Below are 21,498 nucleotides of genomic sequence, written 5' to 3'. Positions count from 1 at the left end.
ATAGATGCTAGGTAAGCAATTTTTGCTGTAGCCTCAGTGCGGCAGATGAAATTATCAGTTACCGCACAGATAAATTACAGTGTTTGGCTATCCAGATGTAACAGGTGAGACTGTGCCTCTACTTCCCATGAAGCCTTAATTTCTGGTAGTTTATTTAGCTGTACTGCATCTTCTAAAGTCCAACAATAAGATCGAGTCAAACTCATGTCACCCCGCAGCACACTCAATAACTGGGGCAAATTGTCAAGACCATATTTACGCATCCAACGCCCTAGCGGTGTGATGTTCTGCTTTGCAGTTGTACAAAACTTAATCGCTTGAAAGAGTTTACCCCGTTCTCCAACACGCCACTCACGACAAAAAAGTGACTCTGGCGAGTAAACTTGCATTAATACAATTAATCCCAACATGACTGGACTTACTAATAGCAGCAACACTAAAGCAGCAATCCAATCAATTAGTCGCTGCAATTGTCTCAAGGGTTGGTTAGGCAGTTTATTGCCAGCGGGTATGCTTAGGAATATTGGTTTTTGAGCTTCTTCACATGCATCTGCCCAAAACCTGAGCAAAGCCTCACCCAGTTTTGGATCTATGCTTACCAAACTTACAGGAGAATGTTGTAAGCATTCTACTAGCGATCGCTTATTATCTAATGAAGGTAGATATGGTTGTTTAACTCGTCCAGGCGGCTTCACCAACAGTTTACCCCGTCGCCACTGGAGTGTGCAGTACCCACGATTATCTTGGTGTTCCTGGGTTAGATCATATAAATTCTCTAGAGTTGGAATTATTGAAGTTGTCATAATGTCTTTGGGTTTATACAGGAGTGAATTGCTGAAGAGTTATCAAAGGCTATCAATGCCTTTGACCCAAATCCGCATCTTGTTGTAAGTCCAAAAAGTTGGAGAGAATTGAGGGCAAAAATATGTTATTATTTTTTGCCACTCAGCCAAGCACATATCGTGCAGAATTCTGCTGGTGTAGAGATATACAAATTAGACAGATACTAATTACATTGGTAGCAATCACCGCTACTATTAACATTCATGGGTAAATCATGATTTTCCGGGAACTACTGACAGTAGAGAAGTGTAGAGGGAAATTACCCATGAATCTATATCTACGTTTAATTGCGCTGAGTTGTTTTTTGTGTCGATATTAACAAAACCAGTCCCCTGTTGTCTTCTAGCCTTTTTTAAGGTGCTTTAATCTCTAGAATATAAGACTATGTAGAAATAGCGATCGCTCAAATAAATTCTTTATTTACTCTTTAAAGAGCCAGTGATTTCTCTGATAATCCATAAAGATAGCATAAATATACTGAATTTTTCCTGATCACAACAAAATGAAATTTTGGTTATAAATGCGAAATACAAGATCCCCGACTTCTCTAAGAAGTCGGGGATCTATCATCTAGGGTACTAGCTACTTTTCTACAGCTTGTCGCAGGGCTAATTGCTGTTGTTTAGTATAAGGTACGTAATTACTGCTAGAGTTTGATACCCCGTTAGCTACAACTCCAATCAGGTTTAACTTACTTAACATAGCTGTAGCTTGAGTGAGCTGACTTCGCGTTACAATACCAATGCTTGCCACCATGACCACGCTACGACAAGATGATGCGGTAAGCATGGCATCCACCAAGCCGAGAACTGGAGGAGCATCTATGAGTACCAAATCATAGTTTTCCTCAAATGCTGCCATTAATTGGATCATCCGAGGGGAACTCAACAGATTAGCTGGGTCAGCAGGTTTGGGGCCGGCGGTCAAAATATCGATGTAAGCGGAGCCTGAGTATTGAAGACTAATCTGGTTAGGTAGAGTTGCATCACTAGCCAATAGAGTTGAAAGCCCCTGTTCATTAGGAAGATTCAGTTGTTGGTGCAGACTGGGATCGCGTAAGTTGGCATCAATCAGTAGTACCCTTTTGTGTAAACGGGCAGCACTCATTGCCAGACCCAACGCCAAAGCTGACTTACCCTCATCCGGCAAAGCCGAGGTGACCATCAAAGATTTCAAGTTAGTAACAGTATTTAAAAGCTCAATGTTTTTGTAAATCAAATCCAGCGATTCCCAACGCGGTGGAGATTGCAATACCTGAATTGTCCAGGGGGCGAGAACTTCTGGCTTCCCAAAAGGCAACTTTATCATTGATTCTCGGGGTTTAGCTGGCGGTAACTTGGGAGTTGTTCCCAACAACGGCATGGCCATTTGCTTTTCTATTTCAGCAGTAGTGTGAACTGCATCATCCGCCGATTCCCGAATAAAGGCAGCAATCCCTCCTAACATAAACCCAACCACAGCACCTAAGAGCAAATTCTGCTGGAGATTTGGGCCTAATTGTGCGCCTTTTTGGGGTTCTTCTACAACTTCCCAATTAAATCCACCCTTGGAAAGTTCTTGCCGCAATTGCTGTTCTGCTCTTAAAAGCTGCTCTAACCTTTCACGACTAAATTGCAACTGTGGTAGCATCCGATTGTAATAAGCCAACAGAGGCGGGAAGCGTTTGATTTCAAAACGCAGTTCGTTCTCTTTCTTAGCCAAAGTTTGATCGCGAGCAGTTAAAGCAACTAGATTTGTCTGCGTTTCCACTAGCTGACCAGCAAGGCTGAGATCAATTTCACCGAGCTGTCCTTTTTCGAGAAGAGAATCTCCAGAAGTGAATGCACTAGCAGACTTTCCACCTAAAGTTCTTCCTACCTCTTGTTGCAATAATTCCTTCTGACTCTGAAGCTGTTCTTTGAGTTTTTGCACACTCGGAGTCTCATCTGTAAAGCGTAAGCGTTCCTGTGCTAGTGCTAGTTCTGTTTTTTGGATTTCGTTCAGTAAGCTTTGGTAGCGAACAGACTGACTCAGGCGAGAAGCAACTAGAGCATTCTGAGGAGAACGGTTAAGTTGTTCTTCCAAAGATTTTTGGCGTGCCAAAGCTTCCCCATACTGAGAACGAGTTGTCTGTCGCTCTTGGGCAATATTGTTCAAGGCTGTCTCAATCGCTTTGGCCTGTGACTCTGGATCAATTAAATTCTGGTTTCTGCGAAACCTTTGTAAATTTGTCTCAGCTGCGTTTACTTCTTCACTGGCTTTACTTAACTGTTCCCTGATAATTTGCAGACCTTTTTGTAAACGCGAATTCTGTTGTTCTTTGTTATATTCCACATAAACTTGTCGAATTGCACCCAGAACTTTTTGTGTCTTCACTGGATCTCCAGCAGTGTATTCCACTTGAAAGATTTTAGTAGCGACATTATCTTCTTTGCTCCTTAATTGAGTTAAGACCAAAGAAGCTTTAATTTCAGCTGAAGTTATATCTGGATAATCAGACTGAAGTTTATCAACTGCTTTTTGGATAAGTCCCGAACTCTGCATCAAGTTAAGCTGGGTGGCAGTATCTATGACCACATTAGAATCAGTAAACTGGTTGTCTAACCCAGCACCTTCTGTCTTACCTTGATAGTTAGGTTCTACTAGCAGTTGCATTGAACTTCTATAAGTAGGTTTTGTCTTAAAATTTACTATGGTTGCAATAGCAATACAACTAATAAATACTGCTAAAAACCAAGGAAATCTCCGGACAAATACGGCAAACATTTGTCCGTAACTTGGTTCATTTTCAGAAGCTGGAGCTATATGAGGATTTAGACTAGTTTGAACCACTTTTATTATCCTTGTCTTTAAGACTTACGCTAAGAGATACTCCGAAGAATACCTATTTTTTAAACCGCCAAGGAGGAGAGAGAAAAATAAATAGATAATCTTCTTGTGGAAAGAGATTAAGAAATCAAATGAATAATTGATGCATACCACAAGCTTGGTTAATAATTTGCTCAACTTTACTAAAGAATGCATTCTCTGAAAAGTTTGTTACTGCATGATTACGGATGCGATCGTAATCCCAAGAAATGCCCTTGGCTTCTAGTAATGCAATTTGTAAAGATTCGGGTGTTTGCCTTTTGAAAAAAACTCCTGTTTCACCTGGGATTTGAGTATCTAATACTCCACCTGCTCCATAAGCGATGACTGGTGTGCCACTAGCATTAGCCTCTACTGGAACTAATCCGTAGTCTTCTAGGGCTGCGACAATAATAGACTTGGCTTTGGAAAACAAGTCTTTGCGGGTTCTATCACTTACGTGTCCCAAGAACACAATATTTTGTAATGCTTTAGATTTTAAGTGTGCTTGTTCTGGCCCGTCACCTGATATTAATAACCGCCATCCCAGCCAATTAAAAGCTTCGACTATTATATCAAGTCGCTTATAACTGATCATCCGGGCTGAGGCCAGATAATATTCATCTTTTATATCGGAAAAAACGAATTTACTAGTATCAATTGGATAGTTAACCATCATTGCCTTTTTGCCATAAATATTTTCAATACGGCGGGCAACAACACTAGAATTAGCAATGTAAAGGTCAGGTTCCTGTGCATATTTTAGGTCTACCTTTCTCATTACTTGGAATACTTGTTCAATTAAAGGAGCAAAATATCTATAGTCTCCATACTCTCTTAAATAAGTTGCTGTATCCCATAAGAAACGGGTGACATTATGGCAAAAACAAATGTGGTGTGCATTAGGGTTTTTTCGCACTGCTTTGGCGAAGCTGGTGCTACTGCTAATAATTAAATCGTAGTCTTGCAGATCCAAGGCACGAAAGGCAGGAAAATATAGAGGAGCCATCGATCTGAAATATTTTGCTGCACCGGGAATCTTTTGCAAGAAGGTTGTGTTGACTATGCGATCGCCTAGATCAATAGTTTTTTGGGGATCGTACAAAGATGTGAAAATATCTGCTTCGGGATAGCGCTTACAAAGCAGTTCAAACACACGCTCTGCCCCACCTCGCTGGGTTAAATAATCATGGACTAGAGCAATTTTCATGAATTTGACCTAAAGTTTCGATCAGGTTTTTTTCAACGCTCCCCAGCAAGTTACTATCAACAACTTTAGTGTTCAGCTTACTTTACACGGGATAGAGAAGACCTCTCTCCAAACCTCTCCCCTAATAAGGGAGAGGCTTTGAATTTTCCCCCTTCCTTAGTAGGGAGGGGGTTAGGTTCCAGATAACATGAAAAGTCAGTAGTGTTCAGCAGTATAACTTCTATCCTCTTTACGAAATTATTGCGACAAATATGTAGGGGCGTACAGCTGTACGCCCCTACAGCCAATTTATTTGTTGCAAATATTTTTGAAACCGATATTACCCAACTGCTACCAAGATTTTTTCTGGAGCGAAATAAGTGTTTTGCTCAGTTCGTAGTTGGTCGCAAAGTCTGCCTTCAGGCAATTCTACATCCTCGTATGTGAGGACTTGATCCTTAGTAATATCTCGTTTTAGGCGACAGCCTTCAGCTAAACCAATTGGTAGGAGATTTTGCTGTTGAACGATATCGGAATTTTCACATTGTCCGTAGGTCATGTAGTAGCCGATGCCATCTAAGGTTTCTCCTGCTTTCAGGTCAATTTTGGCGGTAGTGATCACATCTACTAGCGGGCCTGCGAGTGGAGACATAACGGCATCACCGAATAGGACAGCACGCGCTACGGACAGGGGAACTTCAAAATGACAGAGGTGATAAGGAGTATAGAAGCTGTAAAGCGGGCCTTCGCCTAATTTGTATAAGTTGAGATAGTGGCGTTGCTTGGGGTCATCGTGAGTGGCAAATACATATACGCCTGGGCCTGGTTTTGCTCCAACTACATAATCGACAATGCCGCCCAGCTCCTTGAGTTGTTCAACATCATATATCTGGGCCATTTCATCGACATAACCGCTGAAGTCATATCCTAGCATTCCCCGTTTGGCAACTTTCATGCCTGTGGCATTGGCAACGATCGCTTGCTCAAAGGAAATTTTGGTTCCGTCAGCGAAGCTGGCCACCATGTGGGGCTTTTGACCCCAACGTTTAGCAAATCCTTCCTGGGTGGTGGGATTGCGATAGGGGTCTTGGAGTCCTTTAATGTTACCGCACAATAAGGGAGTTAAACCAATGCTTTTCACAAATCGGTAGAGGTTCATTTGTACCCCTGGCTGATCGCCATCACAAGCGCTGAGGATGACGCCTGCTTTATCGGCATACACTTTCAGAATCGGGCCAATGGTGCCGTCGAGTTCGGCATTCATCATAATCACATGTTTGCAATGGGCGATCGCTTCCATAACGATTTGAGCGCCAAATTCCACTGCACCTGTGACTTCAATTAATGCATCGATGCCCTGGGCCCGACACAGTAACTTAGCGTCTTCTGTGACTGCATATTTACCGTTAGCGATCGCATCTTCTAACTCGCTGACAGTTGCAACAACTTGAATATCCTCAATTCCGGCTTCCGAATAAGCTTGTTTAGCTGCATCAATTTGACGATTGGAGATAGCAACTAACTCCATTCCTGGCACTGAATTAACAATTTGGTTGGCAATTCCTCGACCCATAAAACCAGCACCAATCATTCCCACTTTGATGGGATTGCCTGCTGCTGCACGGGCTTGTAAGGCGCGATCAATAATAATCATGAACTAAACTCCTTTATAGAACTGTTTATTGTGATACAAATTCTCTATAAATTTGCACTTAATAATTTGTTACAGCTAAATATTAAGTACATTTTCATGGTGAATTAGGATTAGCTTGCACCAAGTGACCATAAGTCACGGCTATACAGGCAAAACTTGCCTGCGCGGGTTTGAAACTCTTAATTCTCATCAGTCCGCGCAAGCGCACTTGGTTTGTATAGCCAAGCCAGTGCGGTCTTCTCCCAAAGGGAGACGCCAAAGGCGATGGGGGTTTCCCCCATGAGCAACTGGCGTGCGATTTCTAATCGCCAGGACTAAATGCTAACTGGTTGTTTGCTAGATGCTATAGAACAAGTCTGTTTTTTCTGGCTGTGATTTTCGATAATTTGCTCCACAGCATTTCTGTAGGCTTGGGCAAACTTTTCTTTGGTATGATTTGCTCTCGCATATTCCCAAGCCTTCCGAGACATAAGCTTTAGGTCTTCAACAGGCAAATTAGAAATACTTCTAACTTTCGCCTTAATTTCTTCAAGGGAAAGATTATCGAAAATTACACCAAAATCATGAACATCCACACCAGATTCGTAACTTAAAATCGGAATTAATCCGGCTTGCAAGCTAGTTATTACTGCTCCTGCCTGTCCCTCAGAAACGGAAGGATAAACAAGTCCCAAACAATTCTTTGTAACCTTTAAAAAATCAGGGCTGCTAACATCAATCCAACCATAGGTGTGAATGTTAGGTGTTTCATACAGTTCTTTATGGAAAGCTTGCTCAAATTCTTTGTCATTACTTACCGGGCCACAAACTGTTAAATGGTATTCCGGCATTTGGGCAAAGGCATCTAAAACTAAGTCTAATCCTTTGAGAACTAAAGCACTACCACCAAACCACAGAAAACGCTTTCTTACCGCTTCAAAGTCTTTCTCGTCAGGAGAGGGATAAACGAGTGACGAAGAAATGGGAATACGATACATTGGTTTATTTGCATATTTGAATGTATCAACTGTGAAATTATTGCCCAATACGGTAGCGTAATCGGCATATTCAATTCCCAAGTTGGGCGTCTCAAATCGCTGGGGACGTAAGGTAATTCGTCTGCGCTGTTGGAGTTCTAGAAGTCTGTTGCATTCAGCTGCATTGCGAAATACCATATTAGCAATGTCAACGTGGAAAATCTTGATGCAATCTTTATTCAGTTTTGGTGCAAGTGCTTCTAGACGATGACGGATATCAATGAAAAATGCGTAGTCTTTTTGAGGAACGAATTTATCATTGTGGAACTGGATAACATCAACGTTATAGCCCAGGTCTAAAAAAGTTTGGGCGATTAGTAGACATTCCCAGTTCCAACTCTGGTCATTGGGGATAGGTTGACCTGGTTTGATGAGAAATGGTTCAATCCGATAAGAAAGAAGTACATTTCCTTTGGAAGGCTGTTTGGGTTTCAAAGAAACAACTTGCAAAGTCTTAGCATAATTAATGCGTGCTTGGACTTTTTTGGAGACAAAAGAAATAGTATTACCGACACGAGATAGAATTGTATTTGGCATTTATTTCTACCTAAATTAATTATTTTACTCTCACATAGAGGCGTAAACAAAAAGCCTATAGTTATCTGGAAGCTGTACCGCCAACAGTCATCATTCTCAACAAAGGCCAATTTAAATCTTTCTCAGATATTTCAGTCACATCTAGAGGCCAATCAATATTAAAGAATGAGTCGTCATAGCGTAAACCTCTCTCATACCCTGGCGTGTAAAATTCACCCACTTGATATACGACTTCAGTCTCATCTGTGAGTGCTTGATAGCCGTGAGCAAACATTTCAGGAACATACAAGGCGCGGCGGTTTTCTGGGGTTAGTTCTACACCGATGTGTGATAAAAAGCTGGGAGATTCAGGACGCATATCAATAATTACGTCATAGATAGCACCTTTAGTACAGCGAATTAATTTCGTTTCTGCTGCTGGAAGAATTTGATAGTGCATTCCTCGGATAGTGCCTTTTTTGTAGTTAAAAGACAGGTTACATTGGGCAACTGTTGGCTTTAATCCGTGTGCTTCAAATTCTTCAGCGCAGAAAGACCGGGCAAAAAAACCACGGTGATCTGGTTTTTCTTCTAAATCAATAATGAATGCGTCTTTGAGTGCGGTTTCGGTAAAAATCATATAATTCCTTGGAGATGAATGTTGAGTACAGAAAATACTTGCTCACTGTTTAGTGTTTGCGCCAGAAAATAAACGAACCACAGAGGCGCAGAGAAGCCAGTGCGTTGGGCGGGTTCCCCGACTTGTTCGCTCTTAGCGTTCCCGTAGGGTAGCACCTGGCGCGGCGCAAAGATATGAGAGTTTCAGAGATATTTTGATGTCAGTCCTAAACCTATAAATTTCATAGGGTGTAACCCCTTTCCTTCTCTTCCTCTGTGTTCTCTGCGCCCACCGAAGTTCAGATCGGCGGAAGCCCCCGCTCCAACTTCTCTCTGCGGTTACTTAAATTAGATATTCTTCTGGTAAGAAAAGAGTAATTTACGTTTTTAAGTCGAAACTTTAACTGCATCTAATGAAGAGCGTAACTCTGCTCTGGGATAAGTATCATTCCAGTATTGGGTGCAGAGGTCTGGTCGTTCGGGGGGATTGGCGGTGTAACACAAGAATAGTGTTGATCGGTCTTCTGTGCGGACTGTGCCGTGATGCAAAGCATTTTTCGTATCTACAAGAATGACTGTACCTGCTGGGCCTGGGCAGGATTTCCAAGCTGATTTGGGGATGACTGGTTTTACTTCTTGATCATCGATACCCATATAGCCTGCTTTCCAAAGTTTGTAGTAAAGCCGAAAATAATTCCAACTAAATAAGGGAGTTAAAGAGCGGGGAATGTATTCAAAAGGCCCAGTTTTTTCTTCTACATCATTCAAGTAAATAATAATTTTGATAATCCGACGGTCTTCTGCATCACTATGCCATAGCAGCGTCCCAAACTGATGTTTATTTTTGAAATCTTTACGTAAATGTACACCGTGAAAAGCAATGGGAAGACCGATATAATTTTCGATAATATTGAGTAGCCTTTTCTCGATTCCCCAGGCATAAAATTCTGGTAACCCTGTAACTGTGTAAATTTGTGGCAACTTTTGCTCTATATGGTCGTTGTTTAAATTTTCCATCTGAGACAATTCATGGTAAGCAGCTTTGAGCAGTTCCGAGCTAGAGTTGAACTTTAAATCTGCCAGGGTTGTGACACAAACGCCATCTTTTTTAAGAGTATTGAGAATGTAGCGATCGCCTTCTTCTAATACTGGCAATTTTCTGCTATGCTTCCAACGGGCTAGGTAGTATTCAAAATCAGAAGACAGCATAGATATTTTGTGTTTAATTGCGTTCAACATGGTGTAAATTCCTCCTAGTTTTTGATGTATATTTTTCACAAAATCAGTAGCTTATGGCTCATAACTCCGCATTTCTTGAGTAGATATTTCATTTGATTCTGCTAATCTGAACTCTTTAGAAACCATCACGTCAAAAGCACACAAGCTGACTAAAGCCAAAAATGGAACTACTGTTTTGATGGCGGACATAGGCCATCTTCTTAAAGCACCCAAAAAAACTTTCACGTTAACTTCTTTGCCGTTCTGCAAAAGCATCCGCCTGCAAAACTGCTTAGAATATCCACTTTTCTCCAACTTTAAAATTACTTCGGGTATGTGTTTGTATTGCATTAACAGTGCAGATTTTGGTTCTTTCTGCCAATAACTCACACCAACAATACATTCTAAATAAGTCTCTTGAGTGACAATTACACTACCATTAGCAGCACAATATCCGGCTAAATATGCTAAAGATATCCAGTTATTTTCAGCGTCTGGCCAACTTTGTAGAGCACGCTTTACTAGGTCAGTACGGTAAACTGTAGCAGTCAGAAAAATGACTGCGCCGATACTTTTTGAAAAACAATGCTCAAATATAGTTTTACCATCACCACCACCATCTTCACTATCAACATCAAACCAGCGATTACCAACAATTGTTGGTGGATGGACTGGTGAACCAGTTATTTGGTTACGACCGGAAAAGTTAAGGAACAATAATGATAAATCTTCATGTTGCTTAAGTTTGCTAATTACATAAGCAATGGCTCTATCTTGAATTGGGTCATCATCACCAATTGTCCAAACATATTTTGTTGTTGTAGAATTTAGGCAATACATAATATTTTTGACTACACCTAAATTTTTTAAATTTTTATTTGATTTAAATGTGATATTGCTAAGTGTTAGTTGCCATTTTTGGATCACTTCCTGAGTATTATCTATTGAACAATTATCAGAAACTAAAATTTCACAGTCATCTTCAAAACCTTTAATAGCTTGAGCCAGCCATGCTAACTGTTTATTAAGTAACTCAGCACGATTATAAGTTGGTATGGCAATGGTCAGTAATTTATGCATGGGAATAAATAGTAGTTAAATTGGTATATGATTAGTTATCACCAAGAACTAGTGTTAACAATAGCTTGGCAATCAACATACTAAATTACTGGCTAGTCTTTAGCTGCTTGGGTGGAAAAAGAATTGCCCAAGCTGATATGCTTAACAAACGCAGGTAAGGAATAAATATCTTTATTGTCAATAAAGGCCAACGTTTTAAAGCACCTAATAAGATTTTCAAGTCAGTTTTTTGCTGGAAATTCTGCCAAATCATTTCCTGACAAAATTTCTGAGGATATCCTACTTTTAGTAGTTTTATATAAACTTCAGGTATATACGCATATCGCATTCTAAAATTCCATGTTGGATCAAGATCCAAAAGACTAGCCCCCATAGTACATTCTAAATAAGTGTCTTTAGTGACAATGACACTTCCATGAGCAGCACAAAACCCAGTCCAATATGCTTGAGATGCCCAATTACTAGTAGCAGATGGCCACTTTTGTAAAGCTTGTTGTACTATATTTGTACGATAAATTGCTGCTGATATAAAAAGTACACCACCAAAATTTTCCTTCAGATAACCTTGAAATACAGCTTTACCATCAACTCTTAGCTCGTCGTTATCACTATTCAACCAGCGTTCTACAACAAGTTGACCTGTTCGTTTTTGGCGACCAGAGAAGTTTAAAAACATTAGTGCTAAATCTGAATGTTTTTTCAGTGTTGTTAACACATAATTTAGAGTTCTTTCCTGAATGGGATCATCATCACCAATTGTCCAAACATATTTACTAGTTGGGGCTTTTAAGCAACAGGCAATATTACCCATTACGCCTATATTCTCACTATTTTTATTGGATGTAAATGTGACATTATTGAGAGCTAACTGCCACTTTTTAATTACTTCTTGGGTATTATCTGTAGAACAGTTATCAGAAATAAAGATTTCGCAGTCAGACTCAAATCCTTTAATAGCTTTAGCTATGCAAGTAAGTTGTTGATCTAGAAGCTGGGCACGATTGAATGTAGGAATACCAATGGTAAGTAATTTATTCATATTGAGTTTAAATCTTTAGTTAATAAGAATCAGTAAAAACAGCAACTGAGTAATTAACGAGATGCTTTCCGGTCTTTATTTTTGTTTTTGAAAACAAAACTTTTTTAGGATATACGCCTTTTAATTACTTATTAAATTTTGTTTATTAGTAAAACAAATAAAAATTAATAATTAGAGGCGTTATCTGACTTATATTTAGTAATTACGACGCTATTAAAAGCTTATCCGGAACAGAACATGGGTAAATTTTTACTTCAGGAATTGGCACTACAAACTGTCCACCCCACTCGCTAATAAATGCCATTTGTTCCATAATTTCCTCCTTGAGATTCCAAGGTAAAATTAGGACATAATCTGGTTTGGTTTGGCGGATTTTATCTGGTTCAAAGATAGGAATATGAGTTCCAGGTAGAAATAAATCCTGCTTGTAGGGATTGCAATCTACTGTGTAATCGATAAAATCTTTACCAATCCCACAGTAATTGAGCAATGTATTGCCTTTAGCTGGTGCGCCATAACCAGCGATTGATTTACCTTCTGCTTTAGCCGTCAAGAGAAAATTTAATAGCTTGTGCTTTGTTTCTTTGACTTTTTCAGCAAATGTAATGTAAGTCTCTATCCGATGCAGTCCAGCAGCAATTTCTTTTGCTTTTAAATGGCTAACTCGTTCACTAATACTGGGATTATCAGCATGATCATGTTTGGCATAAATTCTTAGTGAACCGCCATGAGTTGGTAATTCTTCTACGTCAAAAAGTTGCAAGTTATGTGCTGCAAAAATTTTTTCGATAGTCAGGAATGAGAAGTAAGAAAAATGCTCATGATAAATCGTATCAAACTGATTTTTTTGAATGAGTTGTAAAATGTGAGGAAACTCCATTGTCAAAATGCCATTGGGTTTGAGAATGAGTTTCATCCCAGCAATGAAATCGTTTAGATCCGGTACATGAGCTAAAACATTATTGCCTATTAAAAGGTCAGCCAGTTTTCCTTGGATCACAAGTTCTTTGGCAGTTTCAACTCCAAAAAATTTGTTGATACTAGGAATGCCTCTATCTTCAGCAACCTTGGCAATATTTGCCGCTGGTTCTATTCCTAAAACTGGGATTCCTTTTTCTAAAAAATATTGTAGTAAGTAGCCGTCGTTGCTGGCAATTTCAATAACTTGAGTATGATGATTAAAGTTAAACTTTTCTACCATCATATCAGTGTAAGCCTTGGCATGTTCTAGCCAACTTACTGAGTAAGAAGAAAAGTAAGCATAGTCGCTAAAAATGTAATCGGGAGTTTCAAACTGTTCTAATTGAACTAAAAGAGTGTCTTCAGAGACATAAACATGGAGAGGATAAAATTTTTCGGCATTATTTAGCTGTTCTGCCCTAAGATAAGCATTGGCTAAAGGTGACATTCCTAGATCAATAAAGGTTTGGTGCAGAGGTTGACCACTGAAACGACATTTTGCGATCGCCATAAATTTCAACTCACTGATTGCAAATAATTTGATGGGTGAAAAAAGTCTGACTCAAATATTATTAATTTTGAAAACTTGATGCTATTAATATGTAAATCCTGATTTAATCGCTTCGTAATTTCCACTTTATTAATATGAAAATTTCAAATAATTTCTATGATTAGATTATTTATTTACATACTAATAGCTAAGTCTAGCTACTTTTTATTCCAGAAGAAATCTTTATCAATTTGTTCAGTACGAATTAGATACTCTAGCTGTTTTAAACGAGTAAATCCTCTAAATAAAAATGTATCTTCAGCCATATGTATTTGACTAAATAAATCAAATAGCTGCTGGGCACCAAGTTGGGCATTCCAATCACACTTAAATCCGGGTAGGATTGTGTTGATTTTCTCGAAGGATACCCGGTAGCTGCGGTTATCTGAGCCGTTGTTACCAAAGGACAATTTACAATCTGGGAAAATATCAGCAATAATTTCAGCGATTTCTTTGACGCGATAGTTGTTTGCTGTATCTCCCACGTTGAAGATTTGGTTGTGTACAATGTCCCGTGGTGCTTCTAAAGCGCAGACTATTGCTTTGCAAATATCCAGTGCGTGGACTAATGGACGCCAAGGTGTACCATCACTGGTCATTTTGATTTCTTTGCTAGTCCATGCCAAGCCTGCTAAGTTGTTTAAAACAATATCAAAGCGCATCCTGGGAGAAGCACCAAAGGCTGTGGCATTCCGCATAAAGGTGGGAGAGAAATCATCGTCAGCGAGTGGTCTGACATCTCTTTCTACCAGAGTTTTGCATTCTGCGTAGGCTGTTTGAGGATTAATTGGGGATTCTTCTGTGACATCACCTGCGGTAGCAACACCGTAGACACTGCACGAAGACATATATACAAAACGACGCACACCCATAGCCTTAGCCAGACTAGCTAGACGAAGTGAACCTATATGATTAATTTCGTAGGTAATATTGGGTGCCAATTGTCCAGCTGGGTCGTTGGAGAGTTCCGCCATGTGAACTATTGCTTCGACACCTTCCAAATCTTCAGGGGTGATGTTGCGGATATCTTTATTGAGGGTTTTGGGTGTGACCCCATTAGCGTTGTATAGCCAACCAACTTTATAGAAACCGGTATCTAGACCAATAACTTCATGTCCCCGTTCAATTAACAGAGAAGGTAATAACGAACCAAGATAGCCTTCTGTTCCAGTTACTAATATTTTCATTGTAGTTAATGCCTTTGTATTGATGAGTTAAATTCTTCGTTTAGTAGGGGCGCACAGATATACGCCCTACAGCGTGTGCATCGAGAAGGGAACCGCTATATTTTTCGTTTGTATGCAATAACCTCTCTCCAAACCTCTCTCCTAAGAGGAGAGAGGCTTTGAATTTTACTCCCCTTCCCTTGTAGGGAAGGGGTTGGGGGTTAGGTCATTGAACTCAACACAGAAGCGCTGTATATGACTAGGCTAATAGTCATTACGTAGTTACTAAAACCTTTTGCAGGCTTACAGCACTCTATAGTGGTTCTTAATTGATGCACTACACTTTTATTCTTGTGGGATGGGTATCTTGCCTTGTATTTCCAGGCAAAGATGCCCACCATACAAGATTCATCCCTTAATTCAGCAGCCCCGGAAGTAATAGCTATACTATCTATGCAGTTACTACACTGTCTAAATGCGAGAGTTGAGGAATTTCTGCCACAAGCGCTTTGCCAATTTCTAGAGACGATGTGGCAGCAGGAGAAGGAGCATTGCAAACATGGATGGAGTTTTGACCGGAAACAATCAAAAAGTCGTCTACAAGCTTGCCATCGTTCATTAAGGCTTGAGCGCGGACTCCTGCATGGGTGGGAACTAAATCTTCTGCTTGAACTTCTGGAATTAGTTTTTGCAAACTTCTAGTGAAGGCTGCTTTACTAAAGGAACGAATGATTTCTTGAATACCTTCATCAGCGTGTTTTGCTGCTAACTTCCAGAAACCGGGATAGGTGATGACTTCAACAAAATCCCGCAGGTCAAAGTCGGTTTTTTTGTAACCTTCGCGTTTGAGCGACAGAACCGCGTTTGGCCCTGCATGGACGCTACCATCAATCATCCGGGTAAAGTGGACACCCAGGAAGGGGAAATCTGGATTGGGAACTGGGTAGATTAGTGTCTTGACCAGATAGCGTTTTTCTGGTGTGAGTTCGTAGTATTCTCCCCGGAAGGGGACAATTTTTGCTTGGGGTTCAACTTGACCTAATTTGGCAGTGCGATCGCTATGCAATCCAGTACAATTAATTACAAAGCGTGTTTCAAAGCTACCGTTGTTTGTTTCCAGTACCTGATTTTTACCACTTGGGGAGATTTTTAGAACTTTTGTATTCAGGTATAAATCCCCACCCTGCTGTTGAATTAGCTGGGCGTATTTGAAACAAACTTGCTTGTAATTAACAATACCAGTTGAGAATACCCGAATTCCACCTACACATCTTACATGAGGCTCAATTTCCTTGACTTCTTCGGGACTGATTCTCTGGACTTCTATGCCATTGTCTAAGCCGCGTTTGTAGAGATTTTCTAAGCGTGGTAGCTCTTGAGAGTCAGTTGCAACAATTACCTTACCGCAAACTTCATAGTCAATTCCATGCTCTCTACAGAATTCTACCATTGAACGAGAACCGTCACGACAAAATTTAGCTTTGAAACTCCCTGGCTTGTAGTAAATACCAGAATGAATCACCCCGCTATTATTGCCTGTTTGGTGAAATGCCCATTGACTCTCTTTTTCGAGTACTAAAATACGGGCATTGGGATAGCGTTTTCCTAAAGCCAACGCTGTCGAGAGTCCAACTATTCCCCCACCTATAATTGTAAAATCATACATTAGTATTATTGTATTTGAAATTACAGTAAATCTATAAAGTCAGGAGTTAGTAGTTAGGAGTGAGGAGTTAAAACTCATAACTCATAACTCATAACTCTCTTTCTACCATACTTTCCAAGGAGCCTGACTGTTATTCCATAGCCCCTCTAGATAGTTTTTATCGCGTAAAGTATCCATCGGTTGCCAAAAACCATCATGTTTGAAAGCAGCTAGCTGTTCCATATCAGCTAGCTTTTCTAATGGCTCTTGCTCCCACACCGTAGAGTCATCAGCAATCAAATTGATTACTTCTGGTTCTAGCACAAAATAACCGCCATTAATCCAAGCTCCATCACCTTCAGGTTTTTCTCGAAAGTTGGTGATTTTAGTTTGCTCATATCCTAAGGAAATAGCTCCAAAACGTCCGGCTGGTTGAACCGCCGTGAGTGTTCCTAAGGTATTTTGCTGTTTATGAAAGTTAACTAGCTCGGTGATATTAATATCACTTACACCATCACCATAGGTGAAGCAAAAAGTTTCATTACCAAGATGTTCACTAATTCGCTTTAAGCGTCCGCCTGTCATTGTATTATCACCCGTATTTATTAAAGTGACACGCCAGGGTTCGGCATAACCAGAATGCACGTTCATCTGGTTAAATCGCATGTCAAAGGTAACATCTGACATGTGTAAGAAGTAGTTAGCAAAATACTCTTTAATTACGTAACCTTTGTAACCACAACAAATGATGAAGTCATTAATGCCGTGGGCGGAGTAAGTTTTCATTATGTGCCAGAGAATTGGCTTACCACCAATCTCAACCATCGGCTTGGGTCTGATACTAGTTTCTTCACTGAGGCGTGTACCAAGCCCTCCAGCCAAAATCACCGCTTTCATGCAATTACCTCGGAGATTTGTAGGGATATTATTTGACTTTCTCGACATGAAGAGGATGCACTTAGATAGAGAAAAATTGATTTCTGTTTTCTTTTTCTCCGTCAATAATCTAACTATAATTTTCGGCAAAATTATGAAGGAAATATAAATTAAAATCTTTTCTATATAAAAGCTCTATGAATATCTATAAATAGGAAAATAAATTACTCAATTTAATAAAAATGTCATCCATAAAATAACTAGGATTAGCACCAGCTAACCCTAGTCAGGCTTGATTTCTGAAATCAAAACCAATAATATACAAGTAATAAAAGTTACTTGTTTTTAGTTAGTTTTTTCTGGATTACTTGAGCCTTGGAATAAAGGGTCACATTTATTTTCTACGACTACACACATGTTACTGAGTGCTTGCTGATAATTATCCATATCATCTTGCTCAAGAAAGATTTTAGCAGATGCTTGTATATCTTCGATGGCTTTCGTCTGGTTTTTATTAGATTCACTACCGCCATATTGTGCCAATTCATAGCGAACCATACCTCGTTTGAGATACGCTTTTGCTAGTTTGGGACTAATAGTTAATGCTTGGTTAAAGTCAGCGATCGCTTGATTATATTCTTGCTGATAATTGCTACTATATTGAGCAATTTGATAATAAACAACGCCCCGCTGAAAGAAAGCTTCTGCTTTGGATACATTAAGTTTTATTGCCTGAGTAAAATCTGCGATCGCCCTTTTGTAAGCTTGTTGAGATTCCCCGCTGTATTTAGCCATTTGAGTGCGGACAATTCCCCGTCTGATATAAGCTTCAATTTCATTATTATCCAGACCGATGGCTCGATTATAGTCGGCGATCGCAAGATTATACTCTATATCAGGATCGTTGCTATATTCAGAGAGCATATAGCGGGCATTGCCCCGATTTACAAGAGCTTTGATTTGATTGGGGTTAATTTTGAGAGCTTGGCTATAATCTACAACTGCTCCTTCGTAGTCTTTCAGGTTATAACGGGCATTGCCACGATTGACAATAGCTCTGGCATGTGTAGGGTCTTGTTCAATTGCTTGGGTAAAGTTGACAATTGCTTTTTCATAGTCTCGCTCTTTGTAAGCAGCGTCACCCTGTTGATAGTAATCAGCGAAGCTGAGTTTGTTATTTGGCTGGCGAGAATTCAATGCCTGTTGGGTGTAAGCATTTTGCGAAACCAACGGCTGAGTAAATTTAATCATTACGTCTGCATATCCCAAAAAACCAAAACCCAGCAAGCAAAAAATAATCGGGTACAATTTTGACTTTTTGGAAGGTTTATAATATGAACGGCTTGGCGTAATTACTGGCTGCCAATAATTAGCTAGGTGCGATGACATGGCTCGCTGTGGCAAACGCGGTGTCTGGGTGTAGTGCTTTTTCGGTTTGATTCGCGGTTGTAGATGTTCTCTAGCTTCTATAGCCCGATGTGATGGAAAGGGGTCGCGTCCGCCTAATCGCACGGTACGTTCACACCACGGACAGCTACGCATGTGGTTGTTGTAGCGATGCTGGGGATTTGTCGTACAGGTAATCAAGGAATCTTCGGCTTCAGCTATTGCTGAGAGCCAAGTCTGGGCACTGGGGCGCAGCAGTGGGTTATTGTGACCCTCTTCAAAACAACGGACAAATAATTTCTGTAAGCTGGGATGGAGAATTTCCCAAGGGGGGGCAATAGGTGTAGGCAGGTAGGGTACGTAACGCTTTTGGCTGTAAGTGAAATGACCCGATGCAATGCGTGCTTCGTAAGGTGGTGGCTCAATCGCACCTTGAAAAATCCCCGAAAATGGGTGGGTGCCTTCCATTAAGAGTTGAAATACTAGCACCGCTAACCCAAATAAATCGTGAGAGATTTCGCGATCGTGCTGGGCAAAAGTTTTATTCTGTAGTTCTGGTGGGGTAAACTCTGGTTTACCTACTGGGCAACGATAAACAACATTGTTTTTTGGGTTGGTTACTTGGAAAGAGTCTGTGTCTATCAAAGTCACCAGTGCTGTATCACTGACGAGGATATTGGACTCATTTACATCACCAATGCAATATCCACTAGCGTGCAAAGCTGCAAAAGCCGCCGCCAGGTTACGAGCCGTGCGGAGCAGGTACTGATAGTTGAATAGGGGGCAGTGTTGGCGACGGGTTCTGGGGTTGTAAAAGTCGATGATTGGACGCATTCCTTGAATACGTGGCATCAAAAAGCCCAGGATGCTATTTTTGCCATCTGCTGCCCGTAATAAATCCTCTGGCCAAGCGATAGAAATATGCCCTAAACTAGCCGTAGGGTTTTCTGGCGGGTTGGCAAGCATCGCCTGGAGTTTATCAGCATGGGCAGCGGTTGGCTTGTGGTAAATCTTTGCCACTAAGTCGTTATTGGATGGCACTGCATAAACGCAAGCTTCACCCCCACGCCCCAAACTAACATTGAGACTGAGGATTTCTTTTCTAGGGGAACAACGTAGTACCTGCATAATGAAATTACCGCTAACGGAAGTTATTGTAAGATGTGAAACCTGTAAATTGATTGCTCATGAGTCGTTGAATGCGGCTATAATGAGCGTTAAATCATCATCGGTGCGTTGCGTAATCCGCTCTGAGCGTAAAAATTTTACCAATTGCTCTTTTGCTAGTGTCTTGTCCTCGGTATTGGCGACAAATTCAAACAGCGGAAAAAAGAACGGTTTATGAGGTTCGCCAACAACCATATTCAAAGCCAACATTTGTAATCCGTCAGTAATTATACCAACGTTTACTATGTCTGTGCGCCAGACTCTCATCTGTGCTGTATCTAAGGCATTAGGCGAAGTTAAAAAAGTGGTTTGATTAATGTATTCGCCGCTCTCAGGCATAGTCAGTGCCAGGAGGTTGCCCATGCTATCTTTTGCCACTGCCAAACCATCACCTATCTGTACCACAGCTACAACTTCTGGTGTGGCAACCATCATAATTAAGGTAGTTGCTAAATCTTGAGGCTGTTTGTTACAAGTAGCCGCCTCACCCTCCACAGCTTTTTTGGCAGCTAGTATGGCATCATTTAAGAGCGATCGCACATAGGCATCATCAGTCAAAATTTTTCGGGTGAGTTTTTTGGTGGAAATGTTTTCTATTGCTGTCTCCACAGCAACCATCGCTCCCACTTTCCCAAAGCTAGCAGAACCCGCGCCATCTGCTGCGGCCGCCACTAAAACATTATCTGACAATATCTGCCAGTGATGAGCATCCTGACATAACTGCTTGTTTTTTAAGTGACTTGTACCACATACAGACGCAGCCACAATCTGCCATTGAGCAATCTGTTTTGATATGTTCATAGATTTTTTGACAACAGCTAGCTGTGTAAACATCAAGCTGCGATTTTTAATTAAACAGTCCCCCAACCAATTGGCGGTAGTGCTACCTGTTCGTCCACCTGCGAATGGGAAACAGCTGACATACTAGTTGACAGCCAGACAAACATCTCGATAAAATTCAATCCTTTGAGCTTCAAGGGGGTACGCACAGTTATTTGATTTAAACGCGTCATATTCGCATTTTCTACACCTACTGTAAAAAATGCTACGCGTTTATTTGCTTCATCTCCTTGTAGGCGCTGGGCTGCTTGCTCTACCACATTATCTAATTCGCCTTGCGGTTCTCCATCGGTAATCATAAATACCCAAGGACGATAGTAGGCAATACCATTAGCACGATACTGAGATTTACGCTCTTGAATTATGTCTAAAGCTTTATGAATTCCTGCACCCATCGTAGTCAAGCCCTGTGCTGTCAAAATAGGCGGATTGAATTGATCGGCAGTCACAAAGTCTTGTACTACATTGATATTACTATCAAAAGTTATGATCGCCACTTCCACGCGTCTTGCGGCCAAGGAATTTTTGACTAATTCATCCTTTAAACTTAGTAAACCCTGATTTAAAGCCTCAATCGGCTCTCCTTGCATCGAGCCAGATGTGTCTAGCAAGAGCACACAAGGACAACGTGGTTCTGGGTTCTCAGCAAATTCTACTACTTCATCAAGTCTTAATGTATCATGCATAACTTTTTGTGTTATGTTAAAGTCCAAAGCTTTATTTCCCTTTTCTCAGAGTATATAATTTTAGTGGTCTCAGCGACTAAAGGATATAGTATCTAGTGGTAGATGCTGTAATCTTTATTAAACAAATTATTTTCATGAAGTTCACTATAAATTTAAGAATAACTTGAGTACAGCTTACTTTAGCAAAAAAGAGTTTATCAAAACCCAGCATTATCTGTTGTAA

The 21,498-nt window shown here is 40.4% G+C and carries 16 protein-coding genes; all 16 read right to left on the bottom strand.

Annotation, left to right across the window (positions count from 1 at the left end; genetic code table 11):
• Positions 1-74 precede the first annotated feature (74 nt).
• The 16 genes from hepC to V7L29_RS28660 all read right to left on the bottom strand — a co-directional run bounded on the left by hepC (position 75) and on the right by V7L29_RS28660 (position 21,275).
• Positions 75-803 (bottom strand): heterocyst development glycosyltransferase HepC, encoded by a 729-nt coding sequence (gene hepC, locus V7L29_RS28735; RefSeq protein WP_334737596.1) that lies wholly within the window; start codon positions 801-803, stop codon positions 75-77.
• Between the two features lie 622 nt (positions 804-1,425).
• Positions 1,426-3,654, bottom strand: coding sequence for a GumC family protein (locus V7L29_RS28730; protein WP_334737595.1), 2,229 nt, complete (start codon positions 3,652-3,654; stop codon positions 1,426-1,428).
• A 124-nt stretch (positions 3,655-3,778) separates the two neighbouring features.
• Positions 3,779-4,879, bottom strand: coding sequence for a glycosyltransferase (locus V7L29_RS28725; protein ID WP_334737594.1), 1,101 nt, complete (start codon positions 4,877-4,879; stop codon positions 3,779-3,781).
• A 319-nt stretch (positions 4,880-5,198) separates the two neighbouring features.
• On the bottom strand, positions 5,199-6,512 hold the full coding sequence (locus tag V7L29_RS28720; RefSeq protein ID WP_334737593.1) for an NAD(P)H-dependent oxidoreductase: 1,314 nt from the start codon (positions 6,510-6,512) through the stop codon (positions 5,199-5,201).
• Positions 6,513-6,826: 314 nt separating this feature from the next.
• Complete coding sequence (locus V7L29_RS28715) at positions 6,827-8,065, bottom strand: glycosyltransferase (RefSeq protein WP_334692158.1); 1,239 nt, start codon at positions 8,063-8,065, stop codon at positions 6,827-6,829.
• Between the two features lie 61 nt (positions 8,066-8,126).
• Positions 8,127-8,684: a dTDP-4-dehydrorhamnose 3,5-epimerase gene (gene rfbC, locus V7L29_RS28710; protein WP_334692157.1), complete on the bottom strand. Its 558-nt coding sequence runs from the start codon at positions 8,682-8,684 to the stop codon at positions 8,127-8,129.
• Positions 8,685-9,049: 365 nt separating this feature from the next.
• The gene (locus V7L29_RS28705) at positions 9,050-9,901 is read right to left on the bottom strand and encodes a phytanoyl-CoA dioxygenase (RefSeq protein WP_334737592.1); all 852 of its coding nucleotides are present in this window, start codon (positions 9,899-9,901) and stop codon (positions 9,050-9,052) included.
• 51 nt (positions 9,902-9,952) lie between these two features.
• Positions 9,953-10,960, bottom strand: a complete 1,008-nt coding sequence (locus V7L29_RS28700) for a glycosyltransferase family 2 protein (protein WP_334692155.1) — start codon at positions 10,958-10,960, stop codon at positions 9,953-9,955.
• A gap of 85 nt (positions 10,961-11,045) precedes the next feature.
• On the bottom strand, positions 11,046-11,999 hold the full coding sequence (locus tag V7L29_RS28695) for a glycosyltransferase family 2 protein (RefSeq protein ID WP_334692154.1): 954 nt from the start codon (positions 11,997-11,999) through the stop codon (positions 11,046-11,048).
• 202 nt (positions 12,000-12,201) lie between these two features.
• Positions 12,202-13,470: a class I SAM-dependent methyltransferase gene (locus V7L29_RS28690; RefSeq protein ID WP_334692153.1), complete on the bottom strand. Its 1,269-nt coding sequence runs from the start codon at positions 13,468-13,470 to the stop codon at positions 12,202-12,204.
• A gap of 197 nt (positions 13,471-13,667) precedes the next feature.
• Positions 13,668-14,696, bottom strand: a complete 1,029-nt coding sequence (locus tag V7L29_RS28685) for an NAD-dependent epimerase/dehydratase family protein (RefSeq protein ID WP_334692152.1) — start codon at positions 14,694-14,696, stop codon at positions 13,668-13,670.
• Between the two features lie 430 nt (positions 14,697-15,126).
• A complete protein-coding gene (gene lhgO, locus V7L29_RS28680) occupies positions 15,127-16,341 on the bottom strand; it encodes an L-2-hydroxyglutarate oxidase (protein ID WP_334692151.1) in 1,215 nt (404 codons plus the stop codon).
• Positions 16,342-16,443: 102 nt separating this feature from the next.
• Positions 16,444-17,217, bottom strand: a complete 774-nt coding sequence (rfbF, locus tag V7L29_RS28675) for a glucose-1-phosphate cytidylyltransferase (RefSeq protein WP_334737591.1) — start codon at positions 17,215-17,217, stop codon at positions 16,444-16,446.
• A 324-nt stretch (positions 17,218-17,541) separates the two neighbouring features.
• Positions 17,542-19,710, bottom strand: coding sequence for a tetratricopeptide repeat protein (locus V7L29_RS28670; RefSeq protein ID WP_334692149.1), 2,169 nt, complete (start codon positions 19,708-19,710; stop codon positions 17,542-17,544).
• 57 nt (positions 19,711-19,767) lie between these two features.
• Positions 19,768-20,550, bottom strand: coding sequence for a PP2C family serine/threonine-protein phosphatase (locus V7L29_RS28665; protein WP_334737590.1), 783 nt, complete (start codon positions 20,548-20,550; stop codon positions 19,768-19,770).
• Between the two features lie 50 nt (positions 20,551-20,600).
• Positions 20,601-21,275, bottom strand: a complete 675-nt coding sequence (locus V7L29_RS28660; RefSeq protein ID WP_334692147.1) for a vWA domain-containing protein — start codon at positions 21,273-21,275, stop codon at positions 20,601-20,603.
• Positions 21,276-21,498 lie beyond the last annotated feature (223 nt).

It is taken from the genome of Nostoc sp. (genome assembly GCF_036916575.1).
Taxonomy (GTDB): Bacteria; Cyanobacteriota; Cyanobacteriia; order Cyanobacteriales; family Nostocaceae; genus Nostoc.
The sequence above is the reverse complement of the archived record's forward strand: the minus strand, read 5'-3'. Positions and strand labels throughout refer to the sequence as shown.